This is a genomic window from Jejuia spongiicola, from assembly GCF_023502325.1.
Classification (GTDB): domain Bacteria; phylum Bacteroidota; class Bacteroidia; order Flavobacteriales; family Flavobacteriaceae; genus Wocania_A; species Wocania_A spongiicola.
On record NZ_JAMFLZ010000001.1, the window covers coordinates 623,737 to 639,872 of the forward strand.

At 29.0% G+C, this 16,136-nt stretch carries 15 protein-coding genes; 10 read left to right on the forward strand and 5 right to left on the reverse strand.

Annotated features, from left to right (window positions below; translation table 11 throughout):
* Positions 1–188 precede the first annotated feature (188 nt).
* The 6 genes from nagB (at position 189) to M3P09_RS02905 (ending at position 6,983) form a co-directional block, all read left to right on the forward strand.
* Complete coding sequence (gene nagB, locus M3P09_RS02880; RefSeq protein WP_249971946.1) at positions 189–2,114, forward strand: glucosamine-6-phosphate deaminase; 1,926 nt, start codon at positions 189–191, stop codon at positions 2,112–2,114.
* 12 nt (positions 2,115–2,126) lie between these two features.
* The gene (locus tag M3P09_RS02885; RefSeq protein WP_099564725.1) at positions 2,127–2,573 is read left to right on the forward strand and encodes a DUF4488 domain-containing protein; all 447 of its coding nucleotides are present in this window, start codon (positions 2,127–2,129) and stop codon (positions 2,571–2,573) included.
* A 251-nt stretch (positions 2,574–2,824) separates the two neighbouring features.
* The gene (locus tag M3P09_RS02890) at positions 2,825–3,832 is read left to right on the forward strand and encodes a LacI family DNA-binding transcriptional regulator (RefSeq protein ID WP_099564724.1); all 1,008 of its coding nucleotides are present in this window, start codon (positions 2,825–2,827) and stop codon (positions 3,830–3,832) included.
* A gap of 360 nt (positions 3,833–4,192) precedes the next feature.
* Positions 4,193–4,342 carry a hypothetical protein gene (locus tag M3P09_RS02895; RefSeq protein WP_249971947.1) on the forward strand — a complete coding sequence of 50 codons (150 nt, stop codon included), beginning with the start codon at positions 4,193–4,195 and terminating at the stop codon, positions 4,340–4,342.
* A gap of 117 nt (positions 4,343–4,459) precedes the next feature.
* On the forward strand, positions 4,460–6,298 hold the full coding sequence (locus M3P09_RS02900) for an ATP-binding protein (protein ID WP_249971948.1): 1,839 nt from the start codon (positions 4,460–4,462) through the stop codon (positions 6,296–6,298).
* 10 nt (positions 6,299–6,308) lie between these two features.
* Complete coding sequence (locus tag M3P09_RS02905; RefSeq protein WP_249971949.1) at positions 6,309–6,983, forward strand: response regulator; 675 nt, start codon at positions 6,309–6,311, stop codon at positions 6,981–6,983.
* Positions 6,984–7,253: 270 nt separating this feature from the next.
* On the opposite strand, the gene M3P09_RS02910 is transcribed toward M3P09_RS02905, so the two are convergent.
* A complete protein-coding gene (locus M3P09_RS02910) occupies positions 7,254–7,757 on the reverse strand; it encodes a DUF456 domain-containing protein (protein ID WP_249971950.1) in 504 nt (167 codons plus the stop codon).
* A gap of 140 nt (positions 7,758–7,897) precedes the next feature.
* Between M3P09_RS02910 and M3P09_RS02915 the strand changes: the two genes are divergently transcribed.
* The 4 genes from M3P09_RS02915 to M3P09_RS02930 are packed head-to-tail and all read left to right on the forward strand — an operon-like array spanning position 7,898 to position 12,342.
* Positions 7,898–8,260, forward strand: coding sequence for a BlaI/MecI/CopY family transcriptional regulator (locus M3P09_RS02915; protein ID WP_099564720.1), 363 nt, complete (start codon positions 7,898–7,900; stop codon positions 8,258–8,260).
* Entirely contained in the window at positions 8,260–10,686 is a 2,427-nt protein-coding gene (locus M3P09_RS02920) for an energy transducer TonB (RefSeq protein ID WP_249971951.1), read from the forward strand. Before M3P09_RS02915 ends, M3P09_RS02920 begins: the two co-directional genes overlap by 1 nt.
* Positions 10,679–11,824 (forward strand): tetratricopeptide repeat protein, encoded by a 1,146-nt coding sequence (locus M3P09_RS02925; RefSeq protein ID WP_249971952.1) that lies wholly within the window; start codon positions 10,679–10,681, stop codon positions 11,822–11,824. Before M3P09_RS02920 ends, M3P09_RS02925 begins: the two co-directional genes overlap by 8 nt.
* 41 nt (positions 11,825–11,865) lie before the next feature.
* The gene (locus tag M3P09_RS02930; RefSeq protein WP_249971953.1) at positions 11,866–12,342 is read left to right on the forward strand and encodes a hypothetical protein; all 477 of its coding nucleotides are present in this window, start codon (positions 11,866–11,868) and stop codon (positions 12,340–12,342) included.
* Between the two features lie 8 nt (positions 12,343–12,350).
* Here the strand turns inward: M3P09_RS02930 and M3P09_RS02935 are convergent, their stop codons facing one another.
* From M3P09_RS02935 to M3P09_RS02950, 4 genes are read right to left on the reverse strand one after another with little or no spacing between them, the layout of a single operon-like run.
* Complete coding sequence (locus M3P09_RS02935; protein ID WP_249971954.1) at positions 12,351–13,085, reverse strand: Bax inhibitor-1/YccA family protein; 735 nt, start codon at positions 13,083–13,085, stop codon at positions 12,351–12,353.
* Positions 13,086–13,952, reverse strand: a complete 867-nt coding sequence (locus M3P09_RS02940; RefSeq protein ID WP_249971955.1) for a hypothetical protein — start codon at positions 13,950–13,952, stop codon at positions 13,086–13,088.
* 54 nt (positions 13,953–14,006) lie between these two features.
* A complete protein-coding gene (locus tag M3P09_RS02945; protein ID WP_249971956.1) occupies positions 14,007–15,131 on the reverse strand; it encodes a glycosyltransferase in 1,125 nt (374 codons plus the stop codon).
* A 2-nt stretch (positions 15,132–15,133) separates the two neighbouring features.
* The gene (locus M3P09_RS02950) at positions 15,134–16,105 is read right to left on the reverse strand and encodes a lysylphosphatidylglycerol synthase domain-containing protein (RefSeq protein ID WP_249971957.1); all 972 of its coding nucleotides are present in this window, start codon (positions 16,103–16,105) and stop codon (positions 15,134–15,136) included.
* Between the last annotated feature and the right edge of the window lie 31 nt (positions 16,106–16,136).

Consider the following 16,136-nt stretch of genomic DNA (forward strand, 5'->3'; position numbering starts at 1 on the left):
AAAGCGGTAAACACACTAAATTTTACCGTATACCTTTATTGTAAAGAATGAATTTATAATACTTTTTTTCATTCTTTAAATTAAGTGTTTGTTTTTTAAATTAAAGTTTTTTGAGTAGTTAGAAATGCAAGCGGAGACTCTAAGTTTTCGCTTGCTTTGTCAAAAAACAATTCTAATCATGTTTGAAAATGGAAGTAAGTATTGCCAATAATAGCATTTCTTATAAAAAACCAGGAAAGTTTGAAGATACGCGTTTTGAAAAAATCCATAACGTTATTTTTGAGTCGTCCCATAAAGCTTCTATTCTTGTTGCTCAAGAAATAGCAAATTTAATACGAGAGAAAAGTGCATTAAATAAGCTTTGCTTATTAGGATTAGCCACAGGTTCTTCACCAGTTAAAGTTTATGAAGAATTGGTTAGAATGCATAAAGAAGAAGGATTGAGTTTTGCTAATGTTGTTTCTTTTAATTTGGATGAGTACTTGCCAATGGATAGAAATAATATTCAGAGCTATTTTTATTTCATGCATGAGCACCTTTTTAATCATGTTGATATATTACCTGAAAATATTAATATTCCAGACGGTAAAGTAAGTGCTGAAGATTTATATCAATATTGTATAGATTACGAAATGAAAATTAAAACCCTTGGAGGCTTAGATTTTCAGCTTTTAGGAATAGGTAGAACAGGACATATAGGTTTTAATGAACCAGGTTCTCATTTTAACTCTGGAACTAGAAGCATAACATTAGATCATATAACGCGTATAGATGCAGCGCCAGCATTTCTTGGTATTGATAATGTACCTAGAAAAGCTATAACCATGGGTATTGGCACTGTAATGAGTGCTAAAAGGATAGTGCTCTTAGGCTGGGGAATTAGCAAGGCTAAAATTCTTAAAAAAACAATAGAGGGAAAGATTACCTCTCAAGTTCCAGCTACTTATTTGCAAGAACATAATAATACAACTTTTGTATTAGATAGTGATGCTTCGTCAGAACTAACCAGAGTAAAAACACCATGGTTAGTAACCTCTTGTGTGTGGACAGAAACTTTAAAACTTAAAGCCGTTGTTTGGTTAAGCGAGTTAACAGATAAGCCTTTTTTAAAGTTAACGGATAAAGATTATAATGATAACGGAATGTCTAGCCTTTTAACAGAAGATGGAACTGCTTATAATTTAAATATTAAAATGTTTAATAAGTTGCAGCATACCATTACTGGTTGGCCAGGTGGGAAGCCATATGCAGATGATACGAATAGACCAGAAAGAGCAACTCCAGAAAAAAAGAGAGTTATTATTTTTAGCCCACATCCTGATGATGATATGATTTCTATGGGAGGAACTTTAGATCGGCTAGTAGAACAAGGTCATGATGTACATGTGGCATATCAAACTTCTGGGAATATTGCAGTTTCAGATGAAGAGGCCTTAAAATTTGCAGAAATATCTAAATCATTAAATTCAAATTCTACAGAGCCAGAAAACATTATAAAATTCTTAAAAAATAAAACTGAAAATAATATTGACTCCATTGAAGTTAGAAAACTTAAAGGATTAATAAGACGAAGTGAATCTCTAGCTGCTACTCGATATTTAGGAGTTGACGATTCTAAAGTTCATTTTCTTGATTTACCTTTTTACGAAACAGGTACGGTTAAGAAAAATAACCTTTCTGACGATGACATAGATATTATGTGCAGCTTGATAGAGCATGTAAAACCACATCAAATTTATGCCGCCGGGGATTTAGCTGACCCACACGGAACCCATAAGATGTGTTTAGATAGCTTGTTTTTAGCATTAAAGAAAATAAAACATAACAGTTATATGAATGATTGTTGGGTATGGTTATACCGTGGTGCGTGGCACGAATGGGATCCTTACCAAATTGATATGGCTGTACCTATGAGTCCTGATCAAGTGCTTAAAAAGCGTCATGCTATTTTTTACCATCAATCTCAAAAAGATGGTGTTATGTTCCAAGGAGACGACTCAAGAGAATTTTGGGTACGCGTTGAAGATAGAAATCGGCTGACAGCAAAAAAATACAATGATTTGGGCTTAGCAGATTATGCCGCTATTGAGGCGTTTAAACGCTATCATTTCTAATTGTTTTTATAAATGAGAAAAACAGAAAAATTAATTTTTAGCTTTATTCTAATCTTAATAGTGCATAGTTGCTCAAATAAAAAAAGTCTTAGTTCAAATAATGCCATAGAAGGTACTTGGAAAATGGTATATGCAGAGATTAATGAAAATGATTCCTTAAAAATAAAAGACTTAAGCCACACTAGCTTCATAAAAATCATTAACGGCGATCATTTTGCTTTCTTTAACCAAGAAAATAATAGTACAAACAATTTTTATGGAGGTGGAGGTAAGTATACTTTAGAAGGGGATAATTACGTAGAATTTTTGAATTACACTAGTGTTGAAGCTATAAAAAATCATGAATTTCCCTTTACTATCCAAATAAAAGGAGATACTTTAATTCAAGCTGGGTTAGAAGAAGTCAAAGAAGCAGGAATAAAAAGAGAAATAGTTGAAAAATATATAAGAATCAAATAACTTTTTACTGTTTAAAATCTATGAATATAGAAATTAATCAACAAAGCCTATTTGGTTTATAATTAATAGCTACGTTATGATCTCGATTGTTTTTTAAATAAGCACAAGTTCGTAATGTAGCTATTTTTTATACTTACCATTCAAATTAGCTAATTCTTTTCGTTTCCAGTTTCAACAAATTTATGCACAACACGTATTACATGATGTAATTTTGTAAATTGCATTTTTATAAAAACAAACTTGTAAATAGAATGGTTACTTTAAAACAATTAGCAAAAGAGTTAAATGTTTCAATATCTACAGTGTCCAAAGCTTTGAATAATAGCGAAGAAATTGGGGAAGAAACAGTTAAACGTGTTAAAGAGCTAGCCGATTTATATAACTATAAACCCAATAAGGTAGCTTTAAGCTTAAAACAAAACCGGACTAATACTATTGGGGTAATTATCCCAGATATTTTGAATCATTTTTTGGCAAAAGTTTTATTTGGAATTGAACGAGAAGCCACACAGCATGGGTATAATATAATTACTTGTATCTCTAACGAATCTTTAGATAAAGAAAAACAAAGTTTACAATTATTAGCAAATGGAAGTGTAGATGGCTTTATTTTATGCGTTTCAGAAGAGACACAAATTAAAAACGAAATAGAACATTTTAAAAAAACAATCAAGCAAGGTCTACCAATAGTTATGTTTGATAGAGTGGCGCACGATGTGTTGTGCGATAAAGTAATTGTTGATGATTTTGATGCCACCTATAGAGCCACCAAAGGTTTACTAGAAGAAAACAGAAAACAAATAGCTTTTATAAGTAATATTGATGATTTAAGTGTTGGTAAGTTAAGAGAAAGAGGTTATAACAAAGCCGTTTTAGAAACCACTAAACATAAACCTCTAGTTTTAAAGATTAAAAAAGGAGATAACTCTCAAGACAAAATAAAAGCCTTTATGAAGGAGCATAAAGATATAGATGCGATAATTGCTGCAGATAGCGCTTCTGGGGTTATTGCTATTAATGTAGCCACAAGTTTTGGCCTTAAAGTGCCAAAAGATATCTCTGTAATAGGTTTTTCAAGCCAATCTGTATCAAATCACTCAGTACCAAGATTAACAACAATTAGGCAGCATGCTAAAACAATTGGAGCTAATGCTGCACAAATGCTTATAAATAGATTACAGAAAATATCTGATCAACAGTTAGATTTTAAAACTAAAATAGTTAAAACAAGTTTAGTTAAAAATGGATCTACATTATAAGTTCTTAACAACTAATTGTTAATAAGATTAACGATAAATTACACTTAATCGATAAAAACATACATTTTATCGATTATATTTCTATTACTTAGTCCGATTGACATACTTTAGCAGTTCTTAATATGCGCCCCAAAAAATTCCCTTAGCTATTTAAGATTTATTAATCCATTCTTTTGACTTTATAGTCATACATCCCTCATAGTATTTTAAAAAATCTATATGCTTTTTTATGCATTCGATTTTAAGTTAATTATCCATTTTTCCCTCATCAAAGATTTTGATTTCAAAGTCTTTCGATAACATTTTAAATTTTAAAAAATAAATAGAGAAAAATAATATTAACCTTAAATCGAAATAATTATGAAAGCCCTAAAAATTACTTTACTACTTGCATTATTTGTAACAGTATTATCTTCTTGTACTAAACAAGACTTAAACGAAGATGATGTATTAAAAGCACCAGAAACAGAAGAAGCAGCTCCTATTACTGGAGGTCAAGTTGGTGATTAATTCTAATCTTTAATAAAAATATAAGTCCTTTACATTTTTTGTAAAGGACTTTTTTAAATTTATATAAATGAAAAATTATAGATACATTTGAGGTTAAAGTAAATAACTCTTTTATTGTTGAAGTATTTTTTTGTTTATATTATATTTTTTGCTAGTGTTAATTATTCTTTTTCTCAAGAAGGAAAACATATATCTAGAATAGACTCTATCAAGCTATATGTTTTGAATGGGAAATCTAATGATTCTTTATTAATAGCTGATACTCACTATGAAATAGGTGAACATTATAGGAGCAAAGCTCTACTAACAGATAGTGCCTATTATCATTATGAGAAAGCAGAAAAAATTTATAAATCTTTAAGAAATAAATTTGGAATAGCTTCAGCATTATATAGAATTGCAAGCATTCAAAGAAATGAAAAGGACTATTTAGGAAGTGAAGTAAATTCATTTGAAGCTATTTCTCTATTAGATGAATTAGATGAGACTTATAATGTAAATGAAAAAAAATCTTTTTTATATAATAATCTAGGAATAGTCTTTAATGAATTAGAACAATTTGATAAATCTTTAGAATATCATAATTATTCTTTGGAAATAAAAAGAAGTTTAAAGGGTATAGATAAATCTAAGATTGACAATTCACTAAATAATATTGCATTTGTTTATAAAAATTTAAAACAATATGATATTGCAATTGATTATTATGATGAGATATTACTTAATAAAAATTTAATTAAAGAACGACCTGATTTTTATGCTTTAGTATTGGATAACTATGCGCATACTTTGTACTTGTCAAATAAATTAGAGAGATTGCCTGAATTGTATTTTGATGCTTTGAAGATTACGGATAGTGTAAACCCAAAAGGTTATAACTCAATAATTATAAATCAGCACTTAGCTGAATACTATAACAATTTTAATGATAAAGTTTCAGCAAAATATTATGCTTATAAGGCTAAAAATATTGCTAAAGAATATCATAATGATGATTTGCTTAAATCTCTGCAATTGCTTTCTAAGATAGAAGAGGGTAATGTAGCTGTTAAACATTTGAAAGAATATGTAAAACTTAGTGATAGCTTATATAAAAGTGAAAGATTAATTAGAAATAAGTCTGCTAGGATTCGTTTTGAAACCGATAAAATTGAACAAGAAAACGTTAGAATAGCCCGAGAACGAATGTGGCTTTTTATTATTTCGGTAACATTAATTATAACATCCTTTTTAGTTTATTTAGTTATAACGCAAAGAAATAAAAACAAAGAGTTAAAATTTATACAACAACAGCAAGAAACAAACGAAGAAATATATAACCTAATGCTTTCGCAACAAGACAATATAGAAGAAGCAAGAACTTTAGAAAAGAAACGTATTTCTGAAGAATTGCACGATGGTGTATTAGGACGCTTGTTTGGTACACGTTTAAGTTTAGATAGTTTAAACATGGGTACAAATGCAGAAGCTATTAATACTAGAAGCCAATATATTTCTGAGCTAAAAACCATTGAAGATGATATTAGAAAAGTATCCCATGAATTAAATACCGATTTTGTATCAGGATCTGGTTTTGTTGATATTATAAAAACCTTAGTAGAAACCCAAACGAAGGCTTACGGATTTGATTATGAGTTAAAAACTAACGACGATATTAATTGGGAAGAAGCTTCAAATAAAACTAAAATTCACATATACAGAATAATACAAGAATCGTTACAAAATATTTATAAACATGCTAATGCTACGCTTGTAAAAATTAGTTTTCAAGTTAAAAATAACGTATTTTGCTTAAAGATTAACGATAACGGTTCTGGGTTTGATGTTAATAAGGCAAAAAGAGGAATTGGGTTAAAAAACATTAACTCTAGAGTAGAAGAGATTAAAGGTGATTTATCCATAAACTCAGAATTAAATAAAGGAACAACCATAACGATAAAGGTTAGAACAGATTAATTATAATTGAATGACAGAGCATATTAAAATATTAATGATTGATGACCACCCAATGATTATTGAAGGGTATCAAAACACATTATTATTTTCTAAAAAAGAAAGTCAAGAATTATCAATAGACATTGCAAATAATTGTGACGAAGCTATTACTTTTATGAATAAAGCTGTTGAAAATAATACCCCATATAATGTATTATTTGTTGATATTAGCTTACCACCATCAGCAGATGGATTAATGCAATCTGGCGAAGATTTAGCAGAGCATGCACGTCACATTTTGCCAGATGCTAAAATTATAATATTAACTATGTTCAACGAATCTTTTCGTATACATAACATTATTAAAACTATTGACCCTGAAGGGTTCCTAATTAAAAGCGATTTAACATCTAGCGAATTAGCAAGCGCTTTTCAAGCAGTACTTAATAACCCTCCCTTTTATAGTGGTACAGTAAATAGTCATATTAGAAAAACGATTACAAGCGATATTGTAATTGATGATAAAAACAGAAAGATACTTCATTTATTATCTCAAGGCGTAAAAACTAAAAATCTTGCAACACATTTAGACATATCTTTAAGTGCTGTTGAAAAAAGAAAGAAACAACTTAAAGAGTTATTTTCTGTTCAAGATGGGCAAGACGAGACCTTATTAAGAGAAGCTAGGAGTAAAGGTTTTGTGTAAAATGATAACAAAACGATGAGCATTTGTTAAATTTTTAAATTTTTCATTTTTTTTCAAATCCCAAAACCCTTGCTATATCTCAATTCTACAATTTAACCGTAAAGGAGTTACGGTTTTTCCACAGTTCAAAGCCGTTTGTTATATTTATATTTGTAGTATCAACACTTCAAATTAATTAATCCCTCAATTTTTTTGTTGATAATAGCAATTTACAATAACCCTGTGGAGGTGAGAGACCCACAGGGTTCTTCTATTTTAAATAAATTGTTTTTAAAATATAAAAAGAGCATTTTTATAATCCCATAAAATTTTGCAAAATAATCCAAAATAAAAAACAGTTACAAAAAGCTTTATAAAAGTTGAAGTTAAAAACCCAATAAACGAACCAAAAGCAGCTTTGATTGCCGTTTTAGAATCTGCGTTATTTAATAATTCCCCAATAAGTGCACCAACAAAAGGCCCAATGATAATACCGCCCGGAATAGGAGCTATTAAGCCAACTATTAAACCAATTGTTGTACCAATCATACCAGATCTTGTACCTCCAAAGCGTTTTGTTCCAATAGCAGGTATAATATAATCTAGTATCCAAATAAAAATTGCTATAACTAGAGTTATAATTATAAACGACATATCCATAGGAATGGCATCTGTAAAATGAAGAATTAATAAACCTACCCAACTTGTTAAAGGTCCGGGTAGCACAGGTAAAAAGCTACCTATAATTCCTAAAACAATAAATAAGGCAGCAATAATAATTAAAATAATATCCATAAAAGTGTTTAAGTTATTCTTTTAATTAGACTAAAAATTATGCCAAACGTTACATTTTAAACTAAAAAATTAGTTCAAACTAATTTTTTAGTTATATTTGTTTAACTAAAAGTTTAGTTGAATAATAAAATCCACTAAAAATGAAGCAACTTACTAAAGCCGAGGAAGAGATAATGCAAATACTTTGGCAACTTAAAAAAGCCAATGTTAAAGCCATAATTGAAGAATTTCCAAACCCTAAACCTGCATATAATACAGTATCTACAATTGTGCGAATTTTAGAAAGTAAAGGGTTTGTAGATTATGAAAAACAAGGAAAAGGGCATGTGTATTTTCCGTTAATGCAACAACAAGAATATAGTAATCAATCTATTAATAAGTTGGTAGATAATTATTTTCAAGGCTCTTTTAAAAGTATGGTGTCATTCTTTATGAAGAAAAACGATATTAGTTTAAATGAGCTTGAATCGGTTTTAAAAGAAATCAATAAAAAAGAGAAATAATGATACATTATATATTGCAAACTATAGCGTTTCAGCTGTTCTTTCTACTAGCCTATGATGTGTTTTTAAAACGCGACACTTTTTTTAATTGGAATAGGATGTATTTGTTGGTAACATCAATTCTTTCTTTAATACTACCATTTATAAAGATTAATAGTTTAAAAGAAGTTCTTCCACAAAATTATATTGTTTCTCTACCAGAGGTTGTTTTAGGGCAAACAAATACAAACATCAATGATACTATAGCATTGGATACTGTTGTTTTAGAAAATAATTCTTTTCCATATTGGGAACTCATTTTTTATATAGGAGTTTTTATTGCCTTTAGTTTGTTTTTATTTAAAGTGATTAAAATTTTTGTTTTAGTATTAAAAAACCCAAAGCAATCTATAGGTAACATTGTTTTAGTTGAATTAATAAATAGTAATGCAGCATTTTCATTTTTCAGCTACATTTTTTTAGGAGAGCATATTAAAGAAGAGGATAAAGAATCTATATTAAAACATGAGTTAATTCATGCTCAGCAAAAGCATACACTAGATTTATTGTTTTTTGAAGTATTACGTATAGTGTTCTGGTTTAATCCTTTAGTGTATATGTATCAAAATAGAATGGCAACACTGCACGAATTTATTGCTGATGCTAATGCTGTTAAGCATCAAAATAAAAGTGAATACTACCAAAACCTTTTGGAACAAGTTTTCGAAACCAAAAAAATATCATTCATCAATACATTTTTTAAACAATCATTAATCAAAAAACGAATCGTTATGTTGTCAAAAACAAAGTCAAAACAAATTCATTTATTTAAATATGCTTTATTAATTCCTATGGTTTTAGGAATGCTTGTTTATACTTCTGCAGAGGCTCAAGATAAACCAAATATTAGCAGTGAAATAGAGTTAAACAAGTTTAGTTATTCTTTGGGTAAAGATGAAGAACTCGTAGGAGAGAAAAAGGAAATCCATGAGAAATATGAGAGCTTTCTGAAAAACAATAAAGACTATGTAAGTTGGGGCTATATTGATAAAAAAAATGATATAGTAAAATATAGTGTGCATTCTGTTAAAGAAAAAGTACCAAACGGCTTTTCAAAAAGTGAAGTAAGTTTTCCAGATGGCTCTTCTTATATAATCTATTATAATATAAGCTATTTTGATTGGGGAAACACCGAAACACCTAAAGAGCTTTCCGAAAAAGAAAAAAAGGAAAGAAAAGAAGAGCTTTTAAAACTGAAAGAGGAATACAAATCTGCATTAGAAGTCCCTTTTGCTGTTATAGATCAAGTTCCAATATTTCCTGGTTGCGAAAACATAACAAAAGAGGAACAAAAAAAATGTATATCTAATAATATTGCAAAGCATGTTAATCAAAACTTTAATATCGATTTAGCTAATAAGTTAAGTTTAACTGGAAAACAACGTATAAATGTAATTTTCAAAATCAATAAAGAAGGAAATGTAATAGGAATTCGATCAAGAGCACCGCATCCTGATTTAGAAGCAGAAGCAATTCGAGTTATTAATACACTGCCAAAAATGATTCCAGGTAAGCACAAAGGAAAAAATGTAGTAGTTCCTTATTCGTTACCAATTATATTTCAAATTGCTGATAAAATAGAAGAAAAAGCATCAGATGTTATTCCGCTAGATGAAGTAGAAGTCCCTTTTGCAGTTATTGAGAATGTGCCGATTTATCCAGGCTGTGAAGACCTAGCGAGTAATATTGAAAAGAAAAAATGCATGTCTGACAACATATCAGAATTTGTAGCTAAAAATTTTAATACCAAAATTGCTAACCAAAACGAGTTAAGTGGCAGACAACGTATTAATGTTATTTTTAAAATAGATAAAGAAGGAAATATTACTGGTGTGCGTTCAAGAGCGCCACACCCAGCTTTAGAAGCAGAAGCTATACGTGTAATTTCTTCTTTACCGAAAATGAAACCTGGTATACAACGTGGCAAACCAGTAACAGTACCTTATTCATTACCTATAATTTTTGATATTGAGGAAAAAACAAAAATGCTTGATGAAGTTACAATTACTGATGATTTAAGTGCATCAAATGTAGTGCCTTTTGCTGTTGTAGAAGAACCACCAATATTTCCAGGATGTGAAAATTTAAGTAAAGCTGATCAAAAAGAATGCGTTGCAAACGAGGTTGCTTTACATGTAAATAAAAATTTCAATACAAAATTGGCTACAGAATTAGGCTTAGCAGGAAGGCAACGTATTAACGTTATTTTTAAAATAGATAAAGAAGGTAATATTATTGATATACGCTCAAGAGCACCACATCCTGATTTAGAAGCAGAAGCTAAACGAGTTGTTAAATCACTTCCTAAATTTAAACCTGGATCTCATAATGGTAAAATAGTTACTGTTCCTTACTCTTTACCTATAATATTTCAAGTAAGTGAATAGAATCATTTTAATTTTTTTAATATGTACAGCATTTAAAACCGAAGCCCAAACTTCGGTTTTAAACATTGCAGATAGTTTGTTTGCTCATGGTAATTATAGTAAAGCAATTTTACAATATAAAACATACAATAACCAACCAGAAGTATACCATAAAATAGCAAAAGCCTACATAGCTATTGGTAACTATGATGAAGCTTTAATTAATTACGAAAAAGGTGTGGAAACTAACCCAGAAAACACCTTGTTAAAATATGATTTTGGCAAATTTTTATATCGATCTAAAAAGTTTAAAAAAGCATCAGAAGTATTTAATAAACTAGTTTATATAGATTATAAAAACCCAAATTTTCATTATGAATTAGGCTTAACATTAGAGCAGTTAAAAGATTCAACAGCACAAAATAGATTTCATAGCGCTTTTGAATTAGATACTACACACCAAAAAGCAATTTTTAAAATAGCAAAATATTATCTTAAAAAGGGGCATAATAAAACTGCAGATAAATATATTGATATAGGGCTCAACTCCTATAAAAATAATAAAGAACTGATAAGCTTGAAAGCCCAAAATTACTATGTGAGGCATCAATATGAAAAAGCTGTAGTTTGGTTCGAGAAACTTCTTGAATTAGGTGAATCTTCAGCGTTTATTTATGAAAAATTAAGTTTGAGTTATGCGCAATTATTTGAATTTGAAAAGGCTATTGAACAACGGAAGTTAGCTTTAAAATTCAACCCATTGGATGCAACCTCTATTTATGTGATAGGAACTTACTATGAGAAAATAGATGATTTTAAAAAAGCCGAAGAATATATATGGAAAGCTTTGGCATTGTTAGATACACCATTAGATGCTGAATATATGAAACTTGCAACAGTTTTAAATCGGCAAAAAAAGTATAGAGAAGGGATTGATGCCTTAAAAAAAGCAATAAAAGAGAATCCTTCAAATGAGTTTTCAAGCTTTCACTTGGCAATAACGCTTGATGCTTATTATGCCGATTTTGATTCTAGGATTAAGGCGTTAGAAGATTTTAAGAGAAAGTTCCCTAATGGCAAGTTAATAAGTTTTGTAAATGATAGAATTTCTAAACTTAAAGAGGAAAAATTTCTTAATGAAGAGAAGAAAGAAGATTAAAATCTAAAAAAAATTGTACTTTTCGGTTTCAGTTATTACCCATGAGATACTTTTTAGGTTTTTTATTTGTTTTGATGCTTACCTCTTGCGAGTATTTTAATGTAAAAAAAACATCGTCTGAAGCTATTTTAAAAGAAGAATTACAAACTTTTAATTGGAATGATGTAGATGAATATCCTAGTTTTTCTGCATGCGATTCTTTGACTGTTAAGAATGATGTAAAAGAATGTTTCCAAAAAATTCTAACCTCACATATTTCTGATTTTTTGCAAAAAGAAATAATCATTGTATCAAAAGATGTTAGCGATACTATTGTTTTAAACTTTAAAGTATCTGAAACGGGAAACTTAAAATTAATAGATGCAAAAATAAACGCTGTTACCCGTGAAGAAATTCCAAATATTGAAAGTTTGCTTACAAAAAGCTTAGATTCACTCCCCAAAATTTTTCCAGCTACAAAACACGGACAGCAAGTAACGACAGCATTTAAACTACCAATAATTGTTAAGGTTAACTAGTATTAGTTTTAAAACCTAATTGCTAATTTTTTCATCAACCTTAAAACTTCAATATACAACCAAACCAAAGTAACTAATAAGCCCCAAGTTGCTAACCACTCTTTATATTTAGGAGCTTTGTTTTTGTAGCGCTCTATATAATCAAAATCAAGAAGTAATGATAGTGAAGCAAAAATAGTGGCAAGAATATTAAAAACTATTGCAGGCCAAGAAACGCCCCAAATAAAAACTTTAATACCAAAAAAGCCTAAAATCCATGAAATAATATAAATTACAAAAATACTTGTTACAGCAGTAATAATAACGCTTCGTAGTTTTTTAGTGACCACTATAACCCGTGTTTGATACAACAAGAGCATCACCACAAAAGTTACCATGGTAATGCCTATGGCTTGGTAAGGGAAATTAGGAAATTTAGCTTGTGCATAAGCCGAAATACTACCCAGAAAAAAACCTTTAGCAATAGCATAAAGGGGAACTAGAATATGCGCCCAGTGTTGCCGTACAGAAATAATAATACTTATCACTATGGCTGCTAGCATACCTCCCATGGAATACCATTTAAGATTTGTTCCTTGGTTATGTAACTTCCAAATGCCAATAGATATAATTATAATAATACTTATTGAGGCCAAAGATTTTATAAAAACACCAGTTACAGACATGGTTTTTGCTGATGTATTATTGCCACCAAAAAAGTGATTTGTAAATGCAGGATTTGATGTTTTATTTAATAGATTCATTTATAAATTAAACTTATAGCCAACAGCAAAATCAATTGGAAAATTACCATTGTTATCTACAAATAGAGCTATCAATTCGTTGTAAGCTAAGGTTATAAAGCTGCCGTCACTAATTTTGATATCAGCACCTAAACCAAATGCAAATGGAATTTTGAAGGTTGAGTTTTTTACTACTTCATTTGTGGTACTTGTTAGTAAAATAGTGCTTTTTGAGAAATTATAAGTTGCTAAAAGAGCATTTCCGTAAATGTTAAACGATGATTTATTAATAAACCTATATCTATAACCCAAAGCTAGTTGAGTTGAAGTATATTTAAAATCATCATTATCTAAAGCATGTTCTATATTAAAAAAGCCAGCATGGTTAGAATTCTCATTAGAAGAAAAGACTTCAAGTTCAGTACCAAAAAAAGGAACTTTTGTATTATTCGTATTATTTACAAAAGGATGATTTGTAATACCGCCATAAAAACCTAGGCGGAATTTAAGTATTGGTTTTTCATCTAGGTATGCCGAATGACCTATGGCAGAGTTGTAGTGTTTGAAAAACTGTGTCAAATCGTTTAATGTAAATTTTAAATCGTTAGTATTGACATTTGCGCCTTTAGTTAATTCTTTGAGCTGTATTTTATATTGCTCTTGGTAGTTATTGTTTAAATCTTTAGTATTTAACAGTTCTGAAACGTTTCCATCAGCCGTTTTAACAAAATATCGAAATTGTTTATCAACAATATTCCAAAGCAAATTTAGATGACCTTCAACGGCAGTTTTAAGTTCGTAACTTTTTCCGTTAATAGTATGTTTTTGTTGAGCAGAAACAGAAAAAGAACAAGTAGTAAGTACGAGTAAGAAAAGAACCTTTTTCATGGTTTTTAAGATATTGGGTTATATGTAAAGCTACTAAAAATAAATCAATTAAGTTTATTTTTTAAAACTTCTACCTTTCCATTTATAACCTTTAAACATTGAAATTAAAGCAATATAAACGCTGAAGAAAGAGTAAATTAAAAAACCAAAAATATAAGTTGATAAAATATGTTTTTGATTAAAAAACAAAGCAGATTTATAAATTAATAAGAAATCAATACTAAATTTAATAATCAAAATATAGATAAAACTTTTAAGACTAAATTCATTTATAGAGGTTAGTGTTAAAAGCACAATTATTAACGCGTTCATTAGCAAAACAATTACCCCAGTTAGCTTGCTAAATGTGTTTTTTAATAAACTTGTTTTTGCCGCCCATCTTACACGTTGTTCTTTTAATGAATTCCAGTTTTGTTGCGCTTTAGTTGTTACAATAGCTTGTTCGCATTTTAAGTAATTAATTGTTTTTGGGTATGCTTTTTCAATCTTTTCTAGCAGGAAAACATCATCGCCACTAGCCATATTATTATTGCCTTCAAATCCATTTACTGCTATAAAAACGTCCTTTTTATAAGCAAAATTTGCTCCATTGCATAAAAACGGTTTTTGAATACCAAAGCCGCCAATGGTAGTGCTTTGTAAACTTAATATATCTAGAATTTGAAAGCGGTTTAAAAAACCACTTTCATTCATATATGTTACAGGAGCAACAATACATTTACTTTGTGTTTTTTGAATAAATTCATCAAAACTATCTAGCCAATATTTTGGTAAAATACAATCAGCATCAGTGGTAATTATCCATTCATGTTTTGAATGTTTTATTGCATTAGTAATAGCATCTTTTTTTGGAGAATTAGACGTTCTCTCATTAGAAATTATTTTGATGTTATTACTAGAGTTATTTATAAATTCCTTTATTAAATCATTAGAATCATCATTAGAATCATCATCAACAAAAATGATTTCATATAAATGATTTGGATATTCTAAAGTAGCAATTGACGCTAACAGATCTGATAAATTTTTAGCTTCATTTCTAAAAGGAATAATTACAGAGAACTTGGTTTTTACATCTATATCTTTCAATTTAAAAACAGAGACTTTATCAAAACCAAAAACAAAACTTCCTATTAAAAGTAAATATAAAACGGTTATAATAATGCTAATTAAAACCATAACTAATCTTCATTTTTTGGGAAATTAAAATTAAGGACATAAAAGCTTCCAAACATACTTGGTATCACAAAATTTAGTAACCACATTGTGGTGATAATACTTAAAACTGTAAGCTCGTTTATATTAACAAATTGGAATAAATATAGAGCAATACTTCCTTTTATAACTACATCAAAAATAAATATAGAAGGAATAATTGATGCTAATAAATACATTGATGTAATTATAATCATGGCATCTAAGTAAGCTATGCTACTACCAAAAAGTAATAATAGAAAGTAAAATTGAAACGAAAAAACTGCGTATCGCACAAAAGAAAATAAAAGTCCTTGTAAAATTTTTATTCTAGGAAACTCTGTAACAAATCGTTTTACTTTTTCTAACGAAAAACCTTTAATTGTAATTTTACTTTTTTTAATGCCAAAGCCTACTAAAAACAGCACCATTAAACCAATTATGCTTACTCTTGCAAGTTTGTAATAGTCTAAATTTACTGGGTAAGTTGATATTAAAAAATAAAAACCTAAAACGCCTAAAATAACTGTGATGGCCATTTGCAATAGGTTGCTTAATAGATTAATGAGTACAACCCGTTTTCTCATATTTGTTGAATAATAGATAGCCTTTGCTCCATATTCTCCAACTCTATTTGGTGTAAGTAATGATGCTGTTAAGGCGCCTAAACTTTGTTCTAGTGCATTTTTAAAGCTAATTTTTTTAATTGGAGAAACCAAAATTTTCCATTTCAAGATTTCAAAAAACCAGTTAAAAATGCTTAAAAAGAGTAATAAAATGATGTTTTTTGTTGCAAAAACATTCTTTTTTGATAAAAAATCGATAAAAGTAGAAAGTTGTAAATTATCGTTATTTGCTAGTTTATTGTAAATAAAATAAAATGCGCCAACAACAATGCTTAATTTAATGAGCACAAAAAAGAATTGCTTAGTTTTGTATGGCAATGTGTTATTTATCATATAAAATTATACAGCAAATTAAACCAATATT